Origin of the sequence: Streptomyces sp. NBC_01352 (genome assembly GCF_036237295.1) — a bacterium.
Classification (GTDB): Bacteria; Actinomycetota; Actinomycetes; order Streptomycetales; family Streptomycetaceae; genus Streptomyces; species Streptomyces plumbiresistens.
Genome location: NZ_CP108354.1, coordinates 5,196,457 through 5,217,407, shown reverse-complemented (window position 1 = coordinate 5,217,407; position 20,951 = coordinate 5,196,457). Strand labels below are relative to the sequence as shown.

Here is a 20,951-nt window from a genome sequence, read left to right as displayed (position 1 = left end):
GCAGCTCGTGGACTGTGCCGGACCGAGCCTCGTAGCGTCCTTCGCATGAGCACCTACACGTCCACCCTCGGCGGCGAACGCCACCGGTTCGACTCCCTCGCGCGCCTGCTCGCCGCCGCGAGCCCCGAGCGCTCCGGCGACCGGCTGGCCGGACTCGCCCCGTCGTCCGCCCGGGAGCGGGTCGCGGCCCGCTGGGCGCTGGCCGAGGTGCCGCTCGCGGCCTTCCTCACCGAGCCGGTGGTGCCGTACGAGACCGACGACGTGACCCGGCTGATCCTCGACACGCACGACCCGGTGGCCTTCGCGCCGGTGGCCGGGATGACGGTCGGGGAGCTGCGGGAGTGGCTGCTGTCCGAGGCGGCGGACGCCGAGGCGCTGGCGGCGGTGTCGCCCGGGCTCACCCCGGAGATGGTCGCGGCCGTGTCCAAGCTGATGGGGAACGCGGACCTGGTGGCCGTGGCGCGCAAGGTGCGGGTGGTGACCGCCTTCCGCTCGACGATCGGCCTGCCGGGCCGGCTGGCGACCCGTCTCCAGCCCAACCACCCCACCGACGACCCGGCGGGCGTGGCCGCGGCCCTGCTCGACGGCCTGCTGCTCGGCTCCGGCGACGCGGTGATCGGCATCAACCCGGCCACGGACAGCCCGAGAGCCGTACGGGATCTGCTGGAGCTGCTGGACGGGGTCATCACGCGGTACGCGATCCCGACCCAGTCGTGCGTGCTGTGCCATGTGACGACGAGCGTGGACCTGATGGAACGCGGGGCGCCCGTCGACCTCGTCTTCCAGTCCATCGCGGGCACGCAGGCGGCGAACGCGTCCTTCGGCGTCACGCTCGGGCTGCTCGACGAGGCGTACGAGGCGGCGCGCGGGCTGGACCGGGGGACGGTCGGCAAGAACGTCATGTACTTCGAGACCGGCCAGGGCAGCGCCCTGTCGGCCGGCGCGCACCACGGGGTGGACCAGCAGACGGTCGAGGCACGGGCGTACGCGGTCGCCCGGCGCTACGACCCCCTGCTGGTGAACACCGTCGTCGGCTTCATCGGCCCGGAATACCTCTACGACGGCCGGCAGATCCTGCGCGCCGCCCTGGAGGACCACTTCTGCGGCAAGCTGCTCGGCCTGCCGATGGGACTGGACATCTGCTACACCAACCACGCGGACGCCGATGACGACGACGTGGCGACGATGCTGACGATGCTCGGCGTCGCGGGCGCCTCCTTCGTGATCTGCACGCCGGGCGGCGACGACATCATGCTCAACTACCAGTCGGCCTCGTACCACGACGCGTTGTACCTGAGGGAGGTGCTCGGGCTGCGCCCGGCGCCGGAGTTCGAGGCGTGGCTCGGGTCGATCGGGCTGCTGGACGAACGCGGCGCGATCCGCGAGGTCACCGCACATCCGCTGACGGACATCGGACGGGAGCTGGCGGCATGAGTGAAACGGGAGCCGGCGGCATAAGTGAAACGGGAGCCGGCGGCATGAGTGAGCTCGTCGCACACGCCGACGACTCGGCGCTCTGGTCGACGCTACGGCGCCACACCCAGGCCCGCATCGGCCTCGGCCGGGCCGGCTCCGGCCTGCCGACCCGGCACCGGCTGGAGCTCCAGGCCGCCCACGCGGCGGCCCGCGACGCGGTGCACTCGCCGTTCGACCCGGACACGGTCGCGGCCGCGCTGACCGGGACACCGACGGTACGGGTCCGCAGCGCCGCCCCCGACCGGCTCACCTACCTCCAGCGGCCCGACCTGGGCCGCCGCCTGGACGCCACCGACCGCGCGCATCTCCCGTCGGGGGAGTGGGACCTGGTCTTCGTGGTCGCCGACGGGCTGTCCAGCCGGGCGGTGCACGAGCACGCGGCGGCGATGGTCCGGGCGACCACGGCCCGGCTGTCGGCGGATATCCGCGTGGCCCCGGTCGTCCTCGCCGAACAGGCCCGGGTGGCCCTCGGCGACGACGTCGCCCACGCGATGGGCGCGGCGATGGTGGTCGTCCTGGTCGGGGAGCGGCCCGGCATGTCGGCGGCGGACTCCCTGGGCGCGTACCTCACGTACGGCCCGAAGCCCGGCGTGACGACCGACGCCGACCGCAACTGCCTGTCCAACATCCGGCCACCGCTGGGGCTGACGTACGACACGGCGGCGGCGAAGCTGGCGGCGCTGATGGGCAGGGCGTGGGAGCTGGGGCTGACGGGGGTGGGGCTGAAGGACGAGTCGGACGCGTTGCCGGCGGCGGCCCCGGCTCAGTCCAGGTAGGGCTTGAGCTGGTAGGTGTCGAGCGTGATGCCGACGGGTTCGGGGAGGGTGACCTTGTCGCCGATCTTCACTGTGTGGATGTCCCGGTATCCGTCCTCCGGGTCGGGCTTGCTGTGCACGACGACGGAGGCGTGCTCGCGGTCGATCAGCAGGTAGACGGGGACTCCGGCTTCGGCGTAGCCACGGGGCTTCTCCACGCGGTCGCGGTCGTGCGTGTCCGCGTCGTACGAGGTGATCTCGACCGTCATCAGGACGCCGGCGGGGTCGGCCCAGTCGCCCTGGCCCAGCAGGTAATGGACAGGCGCAAGCACCCCGTCAGGCCGGGCTCGGCCTTTGCGGTGGGCCTCCACCTTCAGGCCCTGCTGCGGGTAAAGGTTGAGTTCGGGCCGGGCCTCCATGCACTGGCGGACCAGCCACATGGCGAGCGTGCTGTGATTGCCGTTGGTCGCCTTCTGGAGCCCGATCCGTCCGTCGATGAACTCGAACCTGACGGTCTCGTCCTCGCGCTCGGCGAACGCGGCGATCCGCTCGAACAAATCCACCGACATCCGAGACGATGTGCCCTCTGCCCTGACCGTCATGGTGCCCCCTGCGTAGGTGGACACCAGCGTCACCGGCGAAGGGAGCGGGCGGGCGCGTTCCACGGTGTGATCACCCAAGTGAGTGATCACCAGCCGCCGCCACCGGCAGCGTCAGCCCCCACGCCCCCTCCCACACCGTCCACGTCCGCCTCCGCACCGGCCCCGACACCACCGCGTCCGCCCGGTACCGGAAGTCCGGTCCCGAGACGGTGATCCGCCGGCCCGTCGCCAGCAGCGGTGTCGCCTCCGCGCCCACCGACAGGGGCCGGGCCTCGACCTCGGCCAGGCCCGAGTCGCCCGGGATGACCGACAGGGCCTCCAGGGGCTGGTCAAGGTCCACCAGGGTGATCCCGTCGACCTCCACGCGGAGGCGGGAGTGGCCGGGGGCGGACGCTGGGGAGAGGGAGCGGGTGGGGCGGGCCGTCACCAGGGTCCGTACCAGGGACTGGCAGGTCCGTATCCAGGGGCGCGCGGAGTCGAGGTCGGCGCCGTGCCGGTCGGCCTCCGCGGCGTCCTCCGGCACCCCCGTCAGGGGCGGAATCCGCAGCGCGCCCAGCACCACCCCGTCGCTCTCGTCGACCAGCAGGTCCATGCGCCGCTCGGCGCCGTCCAGGACGGCCCGTGCCGCCGCGACCGCGCCCGCGGGGACGCCCAGGGAGCGGGCAAGGGACTGAGCGCCCCCCACCGGCACCACCGACAGCCCACATCCGGCCAGCTCCCGCCACCGGTGCAGCAGGGACACCGTGCGCACCAGGGCCCGGTCGTCGCCGATCACGACCGGCCTGCGGGAACCTTTTCTCTGGAGTGCCCGGGCGAATTCCTCGGGCCCCTCGGGGAGGCACACTTTCGTGGTCGCACCCGCGCTGAGCACGTCTTTCGCGATCCGTACGGCCTCACCGTCGGTCCGGCGGGCGACCGGGTCGATGACCACAAGGAGCTGGTCGGAAGTCGCCACCTCGGTCATGCCTCGCTTCCTCGGGTAGCATCTTTGTGCAAGAGCCCCTTGCGCTATTGCGCCAGGGGCTTCGTCTATTCCGGGGCATCCGGTCCGACGGGTTGCGGCCAACGAAGGTCGCCGGTGTACGAAACAGGCTGTGCGGCGCACAGTCAATGTCGCGTACGCCCCTGACCTTGGACATGCCCCGCCCGGAAGGGGTGTACGCGCGTGCCCGCACTTGTGCTGCTCGGTGCTCAGTGGGGTGACGAAGGCAAGGGAAAGGCGACCGACCTGCTCGGTGGCTCGGTGGACTATGTGGTGCGCTACCAGGGCGGCAACAACGCCGGCCACACGGTAGTCGTGGGCGATCAGAAGTACGCCCTCCACCTCCTCCCTTCCGGAATCCTCTCGCCGGGGTGCACCCCGGTCATCGGTAACGGAGTCGTCGTCGACCCGTCGGTCCTGTTCTCCGAGCTGAACGGACTGAACGAGCGCGGCGTCGACACGTCCAAGCTCCTGATCAGCGGTAACGCTCACATCATCACGCCGTACAACGTCACCGTCGACAAGGTGACGGAACGCTTCCTCGGCAAGCGGAAGATCGGCACGACCGGCCGCGGCATCGGCCCGACCTACGCGGACAAGATCAACCGCGTGGGCATCCGGGTCCAGGACCTGTACGACGAGTCGATCCTCACCCAGAAGGTCGAGGCGGCCCTCGACGTCAAGAACCAGATCCTCACCAAGCTCTACAACCGGCGTGCGATCGCCGTCGACCAGGTGGTCGAGGAGCTGCTGACCTACGCCGACCGGCTCGCGCCGTACGTCGCCGACACGGTCCTGGTGCTCAACCAGGCCCTGGAGAACGACAAGGTGGTCCTCTTCGAGGGCGGCCAGGGCACCCTCCTGGACATCGACCACGGCACGTACCCCTTCGTCACGTCCTCGAACCCGACCGCGGGCGGCGCCTGCACCGGCTCCGGCGTCGGCCCGACGAAAGTCAGCCGCGTCATCGGCATCCTGAAGGCGTACACGACCCGCGTCGGCGCGGGCCCGTTCCCCACGGAGCTCTTCGACGAGGACGGCGAGGCGCTGCGCCGCATCGGCGGCGAGAAGGGCGTCACGACCGGCCGCGACCGCCGCTGCGGCTGGTTCGACGCGGTGATCGCGCGGTACGCGACCCGCGTGAACGGCCTGACCGACTTCTTCCTCACCAAGCTGGACGTCCTGACCGGCTGGGAGGAGATCCCGGTCTGCGTTGCGTACGAGATCGACGGCAAGCGCGTCGAGGAACTCCCGTACTCCCAGTCCGACTTCCACCACGCGAAGCCGGTCTACGAGATGCTGCCGGGCTGGTCCGAGGACATCTCCAAGGCGAAGTCCTTCTCCGACCTGCCGAAGAACGCCCAGGACTACGTCAAGGCGCTGGAGGAGATGTCCGGCGCCCCGATCTCCGCGATCGGCGTGGGCCCGGGCCGGGACGAGACGATCGAGATCAACTCGTTCATCTAGTACGGCGGTTCAGAGGGGTTGTGCCACGGGTGCCCCCGTCCGGTGTCGGACGGGGGCACCCGTGTGTCACTCCTGGGTTGCCGCGGGGGCCTGGAACTCGGTGGTGTCGAGCGTGCAGTCGAAGGGCGCGGGGATGTCGAGCTTCTCGCCGAACGGCTTGCTGAGGCGGGCCGTGTAGCCCTCGGCGGTCGGTGCCCACAGCACGGTGGCCTTCTCCTCCTGCATGTCGAGGATCAGGTAGACGGGGACGCCCGCCTTTCCGTACGTCTCGACCTTGTCGGACAGGTCGTCGTCGCGAGTGGCGGACGAGGTCAACTCGGCGACGAAGGAGAGGGCTTCTCCGTCGAGGCGGTTGCTCGACGTCTCAAGCACCTGCTCGTGCGCTGCGTGGATGTCCGGCCCGTAGGCACGCTCAAGCCCGGGAAAGACGAACAGGTTGGGAGCCTGGCTGATGAAGTGGCCGTCGGGGAGGTGCCGCTGAAGCTGCTTGCACACCAGGTTCATGACGCGGGTGTAGTACCCCTTCGACCAGGGCGACATGACGATGCTCCCCCTGATGATCTCGGCCTTGTAGCCGTCCAGCACGTCCAGCCTGTCGAGGTCGTCCAGCATCGCCTCGAAGCTGTGGGGCTCCGTGCTGCTTATCGTCGGTCGCTCAATCATCACCGTCATGATGCGCTCTCCCCTCCAAGAACTGCCATACGCCACTCAGGGTAGCCAACTGAACACGGCACCGTACGTGAACATGTACGCACCAACCGGACGTATCAGACATAGCCTGACCGTTGTATGCGTCCGGTGACCAGAAGAAGGTGAATGCGATGCGCGTACTGCTCAAGGCATCGATGGACACGGAGAAGGCGAACGAGGCCATCCGGAACGGCACGTTGGGGAAGCTGATCCAGGAGTCGGTCGAACAGATCAAGCCCGAAGCGGCCTACTTCACCGCCGAGAACGGCCAGCGCACCGCCTTCCTGGTCTTCGACATGCAGGACAGCTCGCAGATGCCGGTGATCAGCGAGCCGTTCTTCCTCCAGCTGGGTGCGAAGATCTCCTACACCCCGATCATGAACCTCGAGGACGTACAGAAGGGCCTCTCCCAACTGGGGCGCTGATCACCGGCGGAGCCCTGCGGCTCAGCTGAAGATGATCATCGAGCCCTGTGCCAGACTCCGTGTCGCCGCCGCGTGCAGGCCCAGCCAGACGTGACGTTCACGGGCGAAGGGGCTGGGATCGTACGGCGGCGGTACGGCCGGCTCCTCCAGCTCCGTGGGGGCCAGCGGTGCCTCCGGGGGCGCCGGGGGGTTGGCCGGGTCGATGCCGAGTGACGGGGCGACGAACTCCAGTTCCCGCAGCAGTGTCTGGGAGGAGCCCAGCGGGCCGCCGCCCGCGAGGAGTTCGTCGTTGGAGAGCGGGTGCGGGAAGTCCACCGGGACGTAGGCGCCCGCGTGGTCGTAGTGCCACACCAGGTGGGACTGCTGGGCCGTCGCCTCGAACATCTCCAGCAACTGTTCGTAGTCGCCGCCCAGTTCGTCCACCGGTGTCACCGGCAGCCCGCACACCTGGAGCAGATAGGCGCGGCGCAGGAAGTGCAGCGCGTCGTAGTCGAAGCCGGCCACCGGGGCGACCTCGCCGGACAGGCCGGGCATGTACTGGTACACCGGCACCGGCGGGAGCCCGGCCTCGGCGAGCACCTTGTTGTATTGCGCGAGTTCCTCGGCGAACGGATTGTCCGGGGTGTGGCACAACACGTCCACGAGCGGCACCAGCCACAGGTCACAGGCCAAAAGTCAGCTCCTCGGTCACGCGCAGCGCTGCGGTCGTCACAGTGGTTGTCACACGGTGGTCAAGGCAGGGTAGTCGGTGCGGTGCGGACTTCGCTGCCGTCGTGCAGGTCCCATACCCGTGCCCGCCCCGCTCACCCGGCGGCGAGGCGTTCGATCAGCGCGAGGGAGTACGTGTTGTAGGCGGCGACGATCGAGCGGGCGGCCTTGGTGTCGCGCTCGGCCAGGGCGTCCACCAGTTCGGTGTGGCCGGACCACAGGCTGCCGCGCAGGTCGGTCAGCCGGCGCAGGTGCTGGACCGTGCACACCCAGGACTGCACCCGCAGCCGGTGCAGGAAGTCGGCCAGGTAGGGGTTGCCGAAGAGGGTGCTCAGTTCGCGCCAGAAGCGCAGGTCGTAGCCGATCAGGACGGTGATGTCACCGGCGGTCGCGGCGCGCTGCGCCTCCTCGCCGCGACGGCGTACGCCCGCCACGGCGGCGGCCGTACGGGGGTCGTCAAGATCGCGGTAGCCCCGGTGGCCGTTGTCGAGGGCCTGGAACATCCCCTCGATGACCAGGCCGCGGGCCTCGATGATGCCGCGGAAGTCCTCGTACGAGTACTCGTGCACGCGAAAGCCCCGGTGCTGGTCGGCCTCCAGGAGCCCTTGCGCGGAGAGGTCGACCAGTGCCTCGCGCACCGGTGTGGCGGAGACGCCGTACTGCTCGGCGATCTCCTTCACCGTGAATTCCTGCCCCGGCTGGAGCCTCCCGGCCAGCACCTCGTCACGAAGCGCGTCGGCGATCTGCTGCCGCAGGGTGCTGCGGGTCACTGCGCCGTTGCCGCTAGTGGCGGGCATGGTCGGGGCGTCTCCCTCGTCGCGATCGGGTGGCGTGCACGTATATGTCTACGAGCACGCCACCTTACGCGTTCGAGTTCGCGGGACGTTTTTCACCCAGTGATGACCGGCCACTGCCCGAAACCACCCCACTTACTGCGTGAACTCTTACCGCGTGAACTCGTCCGCCACCGACAGCGCCGCGTCCAGCACCGCCAGCCCCTCCTTCAGCTCCGCCTCGCTCACGTTGCACGCCGGCACCACATGTGTCCGGTTCATGTTGATGAACGGCCACACGCCCTGGGCCTTCACGGCGGAGCCGAACGCGGCCATCGGCGCGTTCGCCTCACCGGACGCGTTGTACGGCACCAGCGGCTCGCGCGTCTCCTGGTTCCTCACCAGCTCGAGCGCCCAGAACATGCCGACGCCCCGCACCTCGCCCACCGACGGATGCCGCCCGGCGAGCTCCCGCAGCGCCGGCCCGACGACGTCCGCCCCGAGCCGGGCCGCGTTCTCGACGACCCCCTCCTCGGCCATCACGTTGATCGTCGCGACGGCCGCCGCACACGCCAGCGGATGCCCCGAGTACGTCAGCCCGCCCGGGTACGGCCGCTTGGCGAAGGTCTCCGCGATCGCCCCGGAGATCGCGACCCCGCCGAGCGGCACATACCCGGAGTTCACGCCCTTCGCGAAGGTCATCAGGTCCGGCACGACGTCGAACAGGTCGGCCGCGAACCACTCGCCGGTCCGCCCGAACCCGGCCATGACCTCGTCCAGGACGAAGACGATGCCGTACTTGTCGCAGATCTCGCGGACGCCCGCGAGATAGCCCGGCGGCGGGACCATGATCCCGGCCGTCCCCGGAATGGTCTCCAGGAGGATCGCGGCGACGGTCCCCGGCCCCTCGAAGGCGATCGTCGTCTCCAGGTGCTCAAGGGCCCGCGCGCACTCCTGCTCCTCGGTCTCCGCGTAGAAGCGGGAGCGGTACAGGAAGGGCGCCCAGAAGTGCACGACACCGGCCGCGGCATTGTCGGAGGCCCAGCGGCGCGGGTCCCCGGTGAGGTTGACCGCCTGCTGGGTGCCGCCGTGGTACGAGCGGTACGCCGACAGCACCTTCGGCCGCCCCGTGTGCAGTCGCGCCATGCGCACCGCGTGCTCCACGGCGTCGGCACCGGCGTTGGTGAAGAAGATCTTGTCCAGGTCGCCGGGCGTCCGCTCGGCGATCAGCCGCGCCGCCTCCGACCGCGCCTCGATCGCGAACGCGGGCGCGAAGGTCGTCATCGTCGCGGCCTGCTCCTGGATCGCGGCGACGACCTTCGGGTGCTGGTAGCCGATGTTGGTGTAGACGAGCCCGCTGGTGAAGTCGAGGTACCGCGTGCCGTCGTAGTCCCAGAAGTACGACCCCTCCGCGCCGGCGACGGCGAGCGGGTCGATGAGCTCCTGCGCCGACCAGGAGTGGAACACGTGCGCACGGTCCGCGGCCTTCACGGCGGCGCCGACCTCGGGGCTTGGCTGAGGGGTCATGTGAGTGAGCGTAAATGTCCGCGATGCGGAAGCGGTATCGGCGTCCTGTCTGTGGACAGGGGGTTTCCGCGACAGGTTGTCGAAGGCCGAAGGCAGGTCCGTGAGAGAGTTGACAGCTTCCTGTCGAAATGACAGGATGTTGTCATCAGATGGTCAGTGAACGAGGAGGCAGTCATGAGCAGCGGTGATCGCAAGCCCGTGCATCACGCCGTGTACGACACCTACGCCGACTGGGAGACCGGCCACACGACCGCGTATCTCGCCCGCGCCGGGTACGGGATCCGTACGGTCGGCCCGACCGGGGAGCCGGTGACATCCATCGGCCGTCTGCGCGTCCAGCCCGACCTGGCGCTGGACGACGTACGCCCCGAGGACAGCTCCCTGCTGATCCTCCCGGGCGCCGACCTCTGGGACACTTCGGACGACCTCGCCCCCTTCGCCCGCAAGGCGCGGGAGTTCCTGGACGCCGGCGTGCCCGTCGCCGCGATCTGCGGGGCCACCGCCGGCCTCGCCCGCGAGGGGCTGCTCGACGACCGTGAGCACACCAGCGCGGTCTCCTTCTACCTGGCCGCGACCGGCTACGGCGGCGGCGGGCGGTACGTCGACGCGGACGCCGTCACCGACCGCGGCCTGATCACCGCCGGCCCGACCGAGCCCGTCGCCTTCGCGCGCGAGATCTTCGGACTGCTCGGGGTGTACGAGGGCGAGGTGCTCGACGCCTGGTACCGGCTGTTCCACCATTCCGACGCCGAGGCTTACGCCGTACTGGAGCAGGCGGGTGCGCAGCAGTGAGCCGTGAGCGGCAGGACCTGTTCAGCCGCAGCGCGCTCGGCGTCTTCCGGCTCAACGGCCAGTTCCTCGCCGTGGCGGAGGAGCTGGCCAAGCCCGCCGGGCTCACCGCCGCCTGGTGGCAGGTGCTCGGCGCGGTGCTCGGTGAGCCGCTGCCGGTCGCCGGGGTCGCGCGCGCGATGGGCATCACCCGGCAGAGCGTGCAGCGCATCGCCGATCTGCTGGTGGACAAGGGGCTCGCCGAGTACCGGCCCAACCCCGCGCACCGGCGCGCCAAGCTGCTGGCGCCCACGGCGGAGGGGCGGGCGGCGGTGTCCCGCATCGGCCCCGGGCACGCGGCCTTCGCCGAGCGGCTGGCCCGGGCGTACGGCGACGACGCCGAACTGGCGGACGCCGTACGGGTGCTGGAACGGCTGTCCAAGATGCTCGAAGAGCTGGGCCCGCCTGTTACGGAACCGTAGACAAACCCCAGCTCACCGCAGTGTGGCCGCGCACTATCCTCGGGCTGTTGCTCACGTGCGGGGCGGGGGAAGGCGGCGCGACGATGGAGAAACTGGGGCCTGGGGATCCACAGCGGATCGGCGCGTACCGGATGTTGGCGCGGCTCGGCGCCGGCGGGATGGGGCAGGTGTACCTGGCCCGGTCCGACCGGGGGCGCACGGTCGCCGTCAAGCTCGTACGGGAGGAACTGGCCGCGCGGGACGAGTTCCGGGCGCGGTTCCGGCAGGAGGTGCAGGCCGCGCGGCAGGTCGGCGGGTACTGGACGGCGCCCGTGATCGACGCGGACACCGAGGCCGCCGTGCCGTGGGTCGTCACCGGGTACGTCGCCGGGCCGAGCCTCCAGCAGGTCGTCGGCCACGACCACGGGGCGCTGCCCGAACGCTCCGTCCGCATCCTCGGTGCCGGTCTGGCGAACGCGTTGAAGGACATCCACGCCGCCGGGATCGTCCACCGCGACCTCAAGCCGTCCAACGTGCTGGTGACCATCGACGGCCCCCGCGTCATCGACTTCGGCATCGCGCGGGCGCTGGAGACGGTGACGGACGGGGGACTGACCAGGACCGGCGCGCTCGTCGGCTCGCCGGGCTTCATGGCGCCCGAGCAGGTGCGGGGCGACCGGATCACCCCCGCGTGCGACGTCTTCTGCCTCGGCTCGGTGCTGGCGTACGCCGCGACCGGCAGGCTCCCCTTCGGCACCGCCGACAGCGGCGTCCACGCCCTGATGTTCCGCATCGCCCAGGAGGAGCCCGACCTGGAGGGCGTCCCCGAGGGCATCGCCGACCTCGTACGCGCCTGCCTGAAGAAGGAACCGGGGGCACGTCCGACGCTGGAGCGGATCCTGGAGCGTACGGCGGCGGAGGACACGGTGTTCATGGGGCGCTCGCGGGACCCCTGGCTGCCGGGGGTGCTGGTGGCTCAACTGGGGCGGCACGCGGTGCGGTTGCTGGACACGGAGGACCCGGAGGGGGTGGGTGGAGGTGCGGGGCCGGCTCCCGGGGTGCCGCCCGGGGTGTCTCCTGAAGCGTCTCCCGAGCACGCCGCCGTTGCCGATGGCCCGTCTCCGTCTTTGTCCCCGAACGCTCCTCCGCTCCCGAACCAGGCTCCCGGCGCGCCCTCCGGCCCGCCCGTGCCGGGGGAGCCGGGCAGCGGCGGGCGGCTGGACCACCTGCCCACGGTCGTCACAGGCCAGGGCGGTCCGGGCGCACCGCCCGCCCCGTCCCCGCCCGTCCCGGCCCACCCCGAGTACGGCTACCCGCAACAACACCCGCAGCCCTCGGCGTACGGCTATCCGCAACAGCCCGGCACCCCGCCGCCGTACAACCACCCTCCCCACCCGTACGGCGGCCTCGGCCAGACCCCGCCCCACGGCCCGCCCCCGACCGCCGTCACCCCGTATTCCGGCCCTCCGGAGCCCGGAAGGAACCGCCGCTCCACCGCCGTACTCGTCCTCGTCGCCCTGGTCGTGGCGCTGGCCGCCGGCGGCTCGGTCTACGCCCTGCTGAGCGGTGACGGCGACGGCGGCGGGGAGGCAGCCGGGGGGACCACCACCCCCTCCGCGACCGCTCCCACGACTCCCGGCCGGAGCACGCCCGAAGAACAACCGTCTCCCTCACAGCCGACGACCTCCGCCCCGCCGTCCGACGGCGCGATCCCCGCCGACTACCTCGGCACCTGGACCACGACGATCGACAACGCCGACGGCCTGCACACCCGCGAACTGACCCTGCGGCAGGGCGAGACGGGCGACACGGTCCTGTCGCTCGTCGCCGACGGACCCACCGCCAACGGCACGTACCACTGCGTCTTCCAGGCGGACCTTGCCGAAGAGCCGAGCGGCGAGGGCCCGTTGAGCATCGGCCCGTCCACGGTCACCAGCGGACAGCCGCGCTCGTCCTGTTCTCCGGGGACGCCGACCGAGATCACCCTGCTGCCGGACGGCTCGCTGGAGCGCACGAACACGGGCACGGACGAGAGGCTGACGTACACCCGGCAGTGACCCGGCAGTGACCCTGCAGTGACCAAGTCCGCTTCTCCTGCACGTCGTTGAACGTCAGGCGAACTTCCGCCGACCGGGCCGGAATCCCGCCTCGCACAGCCGTACGGTGACACCTCACGATTCGGCTCCGGGGAGTAGCGGGGGCACCCACGGTGGAGTTGCTGAGCGCGGAGAACGTCGTCGCCCTGGCCACAGCGGTCCTCAGTATCGCCGCGTCCGGCGTGATGGTCTGGTACGAGCGCCGGGTGCCGCGCCGCAAACGCCTCGGCTATCGCGTCCAGATGGACAACCCGATAGGCGACGACGTGCGCATGGGCCGCCCCAACGTCCGGCTCGGAGTCTTCGACGAGGCGCCGAACATGTCGAACGCCACCCTGGTGCTGCTCCGCATCGAGAACGACGGCTCGCAGAGCATCGATCGCGACGACTACACGAGCCCCGAGGTCCACGGTCTCACCGCCGTGTTCACCGACCGCGCGATCCGCGGTGTCTCGGTCACCCAGCCGTCCGACACAGACCACCTGATGGACCACTTCACCGCCGCGAGAGGCTTCGGCTACGAGGGCCGCACCCTGCGCATCCCGCGCGTCCCCCTCAACCGCGGCGATCACTTCAAACTGCTCGTGATGCTGTCCGGCGGCGACGTCGACAGTGAGGTCCGGCTGAGCGGCGGAATCCGCGACGGCGTGGTCCACATGAACCGCAGCGCGACCCCGGACGAGAAACCGCCCCTGTTCAGCCGCGCGGCCCGGCTGATCACCATCATGCTGACGCTCAGCGTCCTCACCCTCGCCACGATCGTCGTCACCCAGGACGACACCCGCCCTCCGATCGGCTGCGCGACCGGCACGCTGACCCTGACCGGCTCGACGGCGTTCGCGCCGGTGCTGAAGGAGGTGGCCAAGAAGTACGAGGGGGACTGCGAGGGCGCGGACATCGAGGTCGATCCGCACGGGTCGACGGCGGGCCTGCGGGAGCTGGCGGCGGCCGGCGCGAAGGCGGGGGCGAAGGGGGCGCCGCCCATCGTGGCCCTGTCGGACGGCCCCAAGCAGAACGGCCTGCCGGAGCTGCGCGAGAACCGGGTGGCGGTGTCGGTGTTCGCGCTGGTGGTCAACGACGACGTACGCCTGACGAACCTGTCGACCCAGGACGTACGACGTCTCTACCGCGGCGAGATCAGGAACTGGCGGCAGCTGGGCGGCCCCGACCTGCCCGTGCACCTGATCAGCCGGGACGCCAACTCGGGGACGAGGCAGGTGTTTCAGCGGCGGGTGCTGGGACGCGGCGAAATCGCGAACTCGTCCCTTGACTGCGTTCACAAGGACGACCCGACGGCACCCGTCATCCGCTGTGAACTCGACTCCACGGACCAGGTGCTGACCACCGTCGCCGCGACCCGGGGCGCTGTCGGCTACAGCGAACTCAACGCGGCAAGCAGCGCCAAGGGCCTCCACATCCTCCGCGTCGACGACGACACCCCCTCCGTGGACGCCATCGAACACGGCACGAACGACTACCCCTACCGCGAGATCGAGTACGCCTACACCTACGGCCGCCCCCCGGCCGACTCCCTGGCCTCCAGCTTCCTCACCTACCTGGCCCGAGGAAACGGCCAGGACGTAATCCGCACCCACGGCCACATCCCGTGCTCAACACCGGAGGGCCTGGAACTCTGCGCGGAGGACTGACTTCCAGCCCGTCCGGCGTTTGAGGACGAGGCCCTTCGGGCCGAAGGGGGTCTGGGGCGCAGCCCCAGCGGGGTTCAGGGGCGGGGCCCCTGGCGGGGTCGAAGGGGCAGCGCCCCTGGGGATGGGACGGGTAGGGGCGGCGGGGGCGAGGAAAATCCCACGCCAACCACCCCATGCCCCCTCACCGCGGCTCCGGCGGCCGCTGCCGAGGCATGTTCGGCCGAGCCCCCGCCCCCGGCGGCAACGGAAACCGCCCCTGAGAAGCCCCCGAGTCCGTCCGCTGCCCCACGACCACCGCCGACTGGATACCGAGCGGCGCCGCACCCGTCCGGAACTGGACCATCCAGTCCGCCGTCTCCGTCCGCACCAGCTCCGTCACGTCCTCGGAGAACCGCCGAAGCACCCCCAGACACCGCTCGGCAGCCTCACTCGCCGTCCCGTCCGCCGGCCCCAACACCTCCCGCACACACTCCGAGGCCCAGTCGAACTGAAGCACCTGAAGCCGCCGCTGCACGGCCTGAGCCGTGGCCACGTCCCTTATCCAGCCGGCCGTCACCCCGAAGAACCGGTCGACGGCCACGCACGCCACCCCCAGCAGCAGCGAGAGATACCCCCAGGGCGCGACGCCACCCACCACCCCCGTCATGTCCAGCAGCGGCAACGCGGCCCCCGCCACCGCACCCCCCGCCGCCCCCACCCGCAGCCCCCGAGCCCCCCGCCGCTTCCACACCCGGTCCGCGAGATACCAGGACGCCGTCTCCAGCGCCCCCCGCTCCACCCACCGGTACAGCTCGTCCAGCCGCACGGCGGGCTCCCCCCAGTCCCCGAGCGGAAACTCCCGCCCGGTCAGATCGCCCGGCCGCAGCCCGGCCGAACCCTCACCCCGCCCGTCCTGAGGAGGACCCTCGGGCTGCATCTCCGGCTGACCCACCCGGCACTCCCTACCCTCATCCCAACCGATCACGTTGCGTGACACAGTCCGCGTCACACCGTGACACCTGATGCTGACGCGCCGCTACCTTCCTAGCGCCCAATGGGTGGCGAAGGCGTAGCTTTCCCCTCTTTTCCGCCCGGAAGAGGCCCTTGATCAGGTACAGGATTCCGCGCCCACTCACTCGAAAGAGTGCTGGGGCGATGGCTGCGTGGAGCACGTAGGCTCGTGCTGAACGGCAAACCCGAACGGACCCCCGTACCGACCAAGGAGAGCTGATCGTGATCCCCGGTGGTGGCCAGCCCAACATGCAGCAGCTGCTGCAGCAGGCCCAGAAGATGCAGCAGGACCTGGCGAACGCGCAGGAGGAACTCGCCAGGACCGAGGTCGACGGCCAGGCGGGCGGCGGCCTGGTACGGGCCACGGTCACCGGCGCCGGCGAACTCCGCGCGCTGAAGATCGACCCGAAGGCGGTGGACCCGGAAGACACCGAGACCCTCGCCGACCTGATCGTCGCGGCCGTACAGGCGGCCAACGAGAACGCGCAGACCCTCCAGCAGCAGAAGCTCGGCCCGCTGGCGCAGGGCCTCGGCGGCGGCAGCGGTATCCCCGGCCTGCCGTTCTGACGTCCCCGATACCGTGGGCCGACCGAAACCGGGGGCCGACCTGCCTTACTAAGACGGGCCTCGGCCAACTACCGTACGTACAGAAGGACCCCCAGCAAGCACGGAAGGACGGGCAGTCCGTTGTACGAAGGCGTGGTCCAGGACCTCATCGACGAACTGGGGCGGCTCCCCGGCGTCGGTCCCAAGAGCGCGCAGCGGATCGCCTTCCACATCCTCCAGGCGGAACCGACGGACGTACGGCGCCTCGCGCAGTGCCTGATGGAGGTCAAGGCGAAGGTCCGCTTCTGCGCGACCTGCGGCAACGTGGCACAGGAGGAACTGTGCAACATCTGCCGCGACACCCGCCGCGACCTGACCGTCATCTGCGTGGTCGAGGAGCCGAAGGACGTGGTGGCGATCGAGCGCACCCGCGAGTTCCGGGGCAAGTACCACGTCCTGGGCGGCGCGATCAGCCCGATCGAGGGGGTCGGCCCCGACGACCTGCGGATCAGGGAACTCCTGGCCCGTCTCGCCGACGGCACGGTCACCGAGCTGATTCTCGCCACGGACCCGAATCTCGAAGGCGAGGCGACGGCCACGTACCTCGCCCGCATGATCAAGCCCATGGGCCTCAGGGTCACCCGCCTGGCCAGCGGCCTCCCGGTGGGTGGCGACCTGGAATACGCGGACGAGGTGACTCTCGGCCGCGCCTTCGAGGGGAGACGACTCCTAGATGTCTGACGCCACGCTGCACGCGACAGCCCAGCAACCCGACGACTTCGCGGTCCAGATCGCGGACCAGGTCGAGAGCTTCCTGGTGGCCGTCACGGAGGTCGCGAAGGGCGACGAGCCGGACTCGGCGGTCCCCTTCCTCCTCCTGGAGGTCTCCCAGCTCCTCCTGGCCGGCGGCCGCCTCGGCGCGCACGAGGACATCGTCCCCGACGAGCGCTACGAGCCGGACCTCGGCCCGGAGGGCGACGTGGACGACCTGCGGGAGAACCTCGCCCGCCTCCTCGAGCCCATCGACGTCTACTCCGAGGTCTTCGACCCCTACGAGCCCCGCAAGGCGCCCGTCCCCGCCCGCATCTCGGACGACCTCACCGACGTCATCACCGACCTCCGCCACGGCATGGCCCACTACAAGGCCGGCCGCACCTCGGAGGCCCTGTGGTGGTGGCAGTTCTCCTACTTCTCCAACTGGGGCTCCACCGCGTCGGCGGCGCTGCGCGCACTCCAGTCGGTGGTGGCCCACGTCCGCCTGAACCAGCCCCTGGAGGAGCTCGACGGCCTGGACACGGACCAGGCGATGGGCGACGACACCCTCGAGTTCGAGGCGGGCCGCGTCATGGCGGAGGAGATCGGCGGCCCGCTGGGTCTGCCCCAGGCCAAGTAGCGCGCCCGCGATCAGTCAGTGATCGCAGTCGGCGCCGGAGCCGGGGGGCGCCGGCCGCGGAGCGGGTTCGGCTGGTTCGGCGGGCTTGGCTGGTTCGGCGGGTTGACCGGGCTTGGCGGGGTGAGCGGGCTCGGCGGGGTGAGCGGGTTCGGTCGTCGCCGGAGGGGCGGAGGGCTCCTCAACCGGTCCGGGATCCGCAGGAGTTGGGGTGGCGGGATCATCCGGTTCAGGCGCGGGCACGGGTGACGGAGGTATCGGGGGTTCTGTCCGGGGCGTTGCCGGCTTCGGCGCGTCGGTGCCCGGCGGTTCGGTTGTCGGGGACTCGGCGGCCGGATCCGGGACCGAGGCGGCCCGGCCCGTGCCGCCACTGTCAGCCGCTGCGACGGATGTGCCGTGCTCCTCGGCCGCGTCCAAGGCCGGATCCTGCGGCGGCTCAACAACCGGCACCGGCACCTCCGCCACCGGCACCTCCGCCACCGGAGCCTCAGCCACCGGCACCCTCTCCGACGGAGCCGGACCCGGTCCCGGAGAGGGGTCGATCGCGCCGAGCGAGATGAGGAGCGCGGCGGCGATACCCACCACGGCCGCTCCGGCCCCCACCGCGGCTGCCTTCGAGCCACCGGTGACGACATCACGTACCCCGTGCAGCAGCCCGCCGCCCGGCCCGCCCGCGGAGGCCACCACGGCACCGGTGGACCCGGCGGCGAACGGCAGCAGGAACTTGCCCGCGCCGCCCAGCACGAACACGAGCAGCGCCGGACCGACGAGCGCGGGCAGCCGGTTGTTGGCCTGGATCAGGACCGCGAGCCGCCCGCGGCAGTCGTCGCACGCGTCGACGTGGCCGAGCAGGCGCTCGGACTGACGTGTCGTCGCCGTGCCGCGCACGTATGCGGGCAAGCGCGCCCAGTGGACCTGACAGGCCGGATCGTCGGGAGCGCCGGTCTGCACCTGAAGGAAGGCCTGCCGCATGCCCTCGCGGGCCCGGTGCAGCAGTACGGCCGTCGCGCCCTGGTTGGACCCGATCTGCGATCCGACCGCCGCGAGCGGCTGTCCCTCCGCCTCGGCAAGCCACAGCGCCTTCACCCACCGCTCGGGCAACTGCCCCAGCACGCGCACCAGCAGGTCGACGGAGGACACCTGCTCGGCCGGGTCGGCCGACGAGTCGTCGTCCCGCCGCGCTCCGCGCGCGCCCTGCTCGGGAACCTGCGGATCCTGCGGGGTCTCGCGTACGGCGCTCCCGGCGGCGGCCGCGAGATGCCGCACCGTCGTCATGAGATACGCGGGCACGTTGTCTATCTCGTGCCCGGCGGACAGCCGCCGCCACACACGGAAATGCGCCTCGGCGACGAGATCCTCGGCGGTCCAGGCGTTCCTGGTGAGCGAGCGCGCGTACGCGACGAGGCGAGGCTGCTGCTCCTCGTAGAGGCGTGCGTACGTGGCGGTGGGACCGTCGTTCATGGCAGGAGTTTGTAATCCGAGTTGGTGAAAGTCTCAATTAAATGGCCGAAACGTGCCGCAGGTCACACAGGTTGACTCCGGAAACGGCGTAATCAGGAGCCCCTCCCCGTGCTCTCACTGGCATGAACGTCACCATGGAACAGCCCATCGGTGCCCGCCTGGTCACCTCCGACGACCGCGAGCGCGCGATACCGGCCACGCTCCGCTACACCGCCGCCGACCCGCTCGCCGTGCACATCGGCTTCCCGGCCCATGTCACGCTCGACGGCGAGGAAGTGACCTGGACCTTCGCCCGCGCCCTCCTGGAAGAGGGCCTCGGCGCTCCGGCCGGCATCGGCAGCGTCCACATATGGCCCTGCGGACCCCGCCGCACGTTCGTCGAGTTCCACGCACCGCAGGGCGTGGCGCTGATCTGGTTCGACACACTGCTTTTGCGCCGCTTCCTGCGGCGCTCGTACACCGTGGTCGAGCCGGGCACCGAAACCGTGGACCCGGTCCTCGACCAGGGCCTCACGTCAGTGTTCGGCGTGAACTGATGAGCACCGCGCGGAGTTGGGCGGCACGGACGTACGGCGTCGTCGGCGTCGGCTCGCTGTACCAGCGCAGGGGCCAGGTGTTGCCGTCGAGTGCGGGGATCCCGATGTACGTGAGGGCCCGATCCCCTCTGCTCCCGAACCGCTGCACCCCCAGCGGCCAGCTGTGATTCCGGACCTCCCCGGGCGCCAGCAGGAAATACATCCACCGGAACCCGGCGGCCTCGCACACGACCGGCCCCGCGTCCCCGTCCGCCGCCTCGGTGATCCGCTCGGCGACCACTTCGCCTCGTACGCCTTCGATCCGTACGGCATCGAAGTGCACCCCGGCGAGGCGGAGTTGGTGGCCGGAGGCCGGGATCCAGTCGGGGCGGTGAATTGCGTTCGTCATGGTCACACAGTGGCGTCGACGGCGCTACGCTCGGTAGCGACTGAGGTGATACGCGCCGGGGTGTATCCGTCGGAGGTGCGTGCTGTGTCGGGTCAGTACAACGTCAACTCCCAGCCGCCCGTGGCCTGGCGGTACAGCGGCAACCAGATGAAGCGCTGGCGTACCAAGGCGAACGTCACACGCGAGGAACTCGCCGCCGCCTCCAACTACTCGCCGGACACGATCAAGTCCATGGAGCAGGGCGTACGCATGCCGACGCCGCGAGTGCTCGACGTGGCGGACGAGTTGTGCCGGGCGGAGGGCATGCTGAGCGCGGCCAAGGAGTACTTGCAGAGGGAGAGGTTTCCGGCGCGGGCGCTCGACTTCATGGAGCGGGAGAAGGAGGCGACCAGTGTCTGGTCGTACGAGACCGCGCTCATCCCCGGGCTGTTGCAAACGAAGGCGTACGCGCGGGCGCTGATCGAGAACCGCCTTCCGCCTCTTGACGAGGAGACGGTGGACGAGCGGGTCGCGGCACGGATGGAGCGGCAGGTCATTTTCACCCGTCGGCCGCCGGTGGCGCTGCACTTCGTGATCTATGAGGCTGCTCTGCGCAGTCCCCAGGTGAACGCCGAGCAACTGCATCGACTGCTGGAGGTGCCCTGCCTCCGGAACGTCATCTTGCAGGTGCTCCCCTTCGAACGAGCCATCAGCGACGCACTCATGGGGCCGATGGTGCTGTTGGAGACCTGTGACCACGAGCGGTTCGCCTTCACGGAAGGGCCGTTCGCCAGCGAACTTTCGTCCGACCTGGAGGTTGTCAGCCGCGTGACCCAGCGGCTTAGCATGATCCGCGCGCAGGCTCTCAGCCCCGCTGAGTCGGCCCGCTTCATCGAGGGGATGGTGGATCAGCCATGAGCGACCAGCTGAAGTGGTTCAAGTCGAGCTACAGCGACGACGAGGGCGGCAACTGCGTCGAGGTCGCTCTCGCCTGGTTCAAGTCGAGCTACAGCGACAACGAGGGCGGCAACTGCGTCGAAGTAGCCCTTCCCGCCCCCCACGTCACCATCCACGTCCGAGACTCGAAGAACCTCTCGGGCCCCCGACTGCACCTCACCGCCCCCGCCTGGACGGCGTTCATCTCCGGAGTTTCCGCAGGTCGCCCCGGAGCTTGAGCCTCGGGCTCCGAGCTCTTCCCATGGGTTCTGGGCTGGTTGAAAATCCAACCCAACCAACCATGTCTGTACGTGAGTTGAGGCGGCGTACCTCGAATGGGTGACGT

At 70.4% G+C, this 20,951-nt stretch carries 23 protein-coding genes; 14 read left to right on the top strand and 9 right to left on the bottom strand.

The features are described 5' to 3' along the window. The first annotated feature begins 45 nt into the window (after positions 1-45). Both OG252_RS24180 and eutC read left to right on the top strand, forming a co-directional pair. On the top strand, positions 46-1,434 hold the full coding sequence (locus tag OG252_RS24180; RefSeq protein WP_329338620.1) for an ethanolamine ammonia-lyase subunit EutB: 1,389 nt from the start codon (positions 46-48) through the stop codon (positions 1,432-1,434). 44 nt (positions 1,435-1,478) lie between these two features. Next, positions 1,479-2,252: an ethanolamine ammonia-lyase subunit EutC gene (gene eutC / locus OG252_RS24175; protein WP_329338618.1), complete on the top strand. Its 774-nt coding sequence runs from the start codon at positions 1,479-1,481 to the stop codon at positions 2,250-2,252. On the opposite strand, the gene OG252_RS24170 is transcribed toward eutC, so the two are convergent. Beyond that, a complete protein-coding gene (locus tag OG252_RS24170) occupies positions 2,240-2,833 on the bottom strand; it encodes a Uma2 family endonuclease (protein WP_329338616.1) in 594 nt (197 codons plus the stop codon). The genes eutC and OG252_RS24170 overlap by 13 nt on opposite strands. A gap of 70 nt (positions 2,834-2,903) precedes the next feature. Beyond that, positions 2,904-3,797 (bottom strand): diacylglycerol kinase family protein, encoded by an 894-nt coding sequence (locus OG252_RS24165; protein WP_329338614.1) that lies wholly within the window; start codon positions 3,795-3,797, stop codon positions 2,904-2,906. 201 nt (positions 3,798-3,998) lie between these two features. Here OG252_RS24165 and OG252_RS24160 point away from each other — a divergent pair, with 201 nt between their 5' ends. After that, positions 3,999-5,282 (top strand): adenylosuccinate synthase, encoded by a 1,284-nt coding sequence (locus tag OG252_RS24160; RefSeq protein ID WP_329338611.1) that lies wholly within the window; start codon positions 3,999-4,001, stop codon positions 5,280-5,282. Between the two features lie 66 nt (positions 5,283-5,348). Here OG252_RS24160 and OG252_RS24155 read toward each other — a convergent pair whose 3' ends face one another. Then, positions 5,349-5,954 (bottom strand): Uma2 family endonuclease, encoded by a 606-nt coding sequence (locus OG252_RS24155; RefSeq protein ID WP_329338609.1) that lies wholly within the window; start codon positions 5,952-5,954, stop codon positions 5,349-5,351. A gap of 149 nt (positions 5,955-6,103) precedes the next feature. Here OG252_RS24155 and OG252_RS24150 point away from each other — a divergent pair, with 149 nt between their 5' ends. Continuing rightward, positions 6,104-6,397 (top strand): hypothetical protein, encoded by a 294-nt coding sequence (locus OG252_RS24150; protein ID WP_266436187.1) that lies wholly within the window; start codon positions 6,104-6,106, stop codon positions 6,395-6,397. 21 nt (positions 6,398-6,418) lie between these two features. On the opposite strand, the gene OG252_RS24145 is transcribed toward OG252_RS24150, so the two are convergent. The 3 genes from OG252_RS24145 to OG252_RS24135 all read right to left on the bottom strand — a co-directional run bounded on the left by OG252_RS24145 (position 6,419) and on the right by OG252_RS24135 (position 9,405). Next, positions 6,419-7,069 carry a hypothetical protein gene (locus OG252_RS24145; RefSeq protein ID WP_266436186.1) on the bottom strand — a complete coding sequence of 217 codons (651 nt, stop codon included), beginning with the start codon at positions 7,067-7,069 and terminating at the stop codon, positions 6,419-6,421. Positions 7,070-7,200: 131 nt separating this feature from the next. After that, positions 7,201-7,902 (bottom strand): GntR family transcriptional regulator, encoded by a 702-nt coding sequence (locus OG252_RS24140; RefSeq protein WP_329338607.1) that lies wholly within the window; start codon positions 7,900-7,902, stop codon positions 7,201-7,203. A gap of 147 nt (positions 7,903-8,049) precedes the next feature. Then, a complete protein-coding gene (locus OG252_RS24135; RefSeq protein ID WP_266436184.1) occupies positions 8,050-9,405 on the bottom strand; it encodes an aspartate aminotransferase family protein in 1,356 nt (451 codons plus the stop codon). A gap of 174 nt (positions 9,406-9,579) precedes the next feature. On the opposite strand from OG252_RS24135, the gene OG252_RS24130 reads away from it, so the two are divergent. The 4 genes from OG252_RS24130 to OG252_RS24115 all read left to right on the top strand — a co-directional run bounded on the left by OG252_RS24130 (position 9,580) and on the right by OG252_RS24115 (position 14,379). Beyond that, on the top strand, positions 9,580-10,197 hold the full coding sequence (locus OG252_RS24130) for a type 1 glutamine amidotransferase family protein (protein WP_329338604.1): 618 nt from the start codon (positions 9,580-9,582) through the stop codon (positions 10,195-10,197). Continuing rightward, complete coding sequence (locus tag OG252_RS24125) at positions 10,194-10,655, top strand: MarR family winged helix-turn-helix transcriptional regulator (RefSeq protein ID WP_266436182.1); 462 nt, start codon at positions 10,194-10,196, stop codon at positions 10,653-10,655. The genes OG252_RS24130 and OG252_RS24125 overlap by 4 nt, the downstream gene beginning before the upstream one ends. A gap of 83 nt (positions 10,656-10,738) precedes the next feature. Beyond that, on the top strand, positions 10,739-12,691 hold the full coding sequence (locus tag OG252_RS24120; RefSeq protein WP_329338601.1) for a serine/threonine-protein kinase: 1,953 nt from the start codon (positions 10,739-10,741) through the stop codon (positions 12,689-12,691). Between the two features lie 152 nt (positions 12,692-12,843). Next, positions 12,844-14,379, top strand: coding sequence for a substrate-binding domain-containing protein (locus tag OG252_RS24115; protein ID WP_329338599.1), 1,536 nt, complete (start codon positions 12,844-12,846; stop codon positions 14,377-14,379). 181 nt (positions 14,380-14,560) lie between these two features. On the opposite strand, the gene OG252_RS24110 is transcribed toward OG252_RS24115, so the two are convergent. After that, positions 14,561-15,310, bottom strand: a complete 750-nt coding sequence (locus tag OG252_RS24110) for an SLATT domain-containing protein (protein ID WP_266436176.1) — start codon at positions 15,308-15,310, stop codon at positions 14,561-14,563. 281 nt (positions 15,311-15,591) lie between these two features. Between OG252_RS24110 and OG252_RS24105 the strand changes: the two genes are divergently transcribed. The 3 genes from OG252_RS24105 (at position 15,592) to OG252_RS24095 (ending at position 17,308) form a co-directional block, all read left to right on the top strand. Beyond that, the gene (locus OG252_RS24105; RefSeq protein WP_078936353.1) at positions 15,592-15,936 is read left to right on the top strand and encodes a YbaB/EbfC family nucleoid-associated protein; all 345 of its coding nucleotides are present in this window, start codon (positions 15,592-15,594) and stop codon (positions 15,934-15,936) included. A 120-nt stretch (positions 15,937-16,056) separates the two neighbouring features. Continuing rightward, positions 16,057-16,656 (top strand): recombination mediator RecR, encoded by a 600-nt coding sequence (gene recR / locus OG252_RS24100; RefSeq protein ID WP_266436168.1) that lies wholly within the window; start codon positions 16,057-16,059, stop codon positions 16,654-16,656. Next, on the top strand, positions 16,649-17,308 hold the full coding sequence (locus OG252_RS24095) for a DUF5063 domain-containing protein (protein ID WP_266436166.1): 660 nt from the start codon (positions 16,649-16,651) through the stop codon (positions 17,306-17,308). The genes recR and OG252_RS24095 overlap by 8 nt, the downstream gene beginning before the upstream one ends. A gap of 15 nt (positions 17,309-17,323) precedes the next feature. Here the strand turns inward: OG252_RS24095 and OG252_RS24090 are convergent, their stop codons facing one another. Next, on the bottom strand, positions 17,324-18,766 hold the full coding sequence (locus OG252_RS24090; protein ID WP_266436164.1) for a sigma-70 family RNA polymerase sigma factor: 1,443 nt from the start codon (positions 18,764-18,766) through the stop codon (positions 17,324-17,326). 122 nt (positions 18,767-18,888) lie between these two features. On the opposite strand from OG252_RS24090, the gene OG252_RS24085 reads away from it, so the two are divergent. Next, the gene (locus OG252_RS24085; protein ID WP_266436162.1) at positions 18,889-19,302 is read left to right on the top strand and encodes an SsgA family sporulation/cell division regulator; all 414 of its coding nucleotides are present in this window, start codon (positions 18,889-18,891) and stop codon (positions 19,300-19,302) included. On the opposite strand, the gene OG252_RS24080 is transcribed toward OG252_RS24085, so the two are convergent. Further along, the gene (locus tag OG252_RS24080; protein WP_329338592.1) at positions 19,277-19,696 is read right to left on the bottom strand and encodes a hypothetical protein; all 420 of its coding nucleotides are present in this window, start codon (positions 19,694-19,696) and stop codon (positions 19,277-19,279) included. The genes OG252_RS24085 and OG252_RS24080 overlap by 26 nt on opposite strands. Before the next feature lie 141 nt (positions 19,697-19,837). On the opposite strand from OG252_RS24080, the gene OG252_RS24075 reads away from it, so the two are divergent. Continuing rightward, positions 19,838-20,587, top strand: a complete 750-nt coding sequence (locus tag OG252_RS24075) for a helix-turn-helix domain-containing protein (RefSeq protein ID WP_266448258.1) — start codon at positions 19,838-19,840, stop codon at positions 20,585-20,587. Beyond that, positions 20,584-20,844 (top strand): DUF397 domain-containing protein, encoded by a 261-nt coding sequence (locus OG252_RS24070; protein WP_266436158.1) that lies wholly within the window; start codon positions 20,584-20,586, stop codon positions 20,842-20,844. Before OG252_RS24075 ends, OG252_RS24070 begins: the two co-directional genes overlap by 4 nt. Positions 20,845-20,951: the final 107 nt, after the last annotated feature.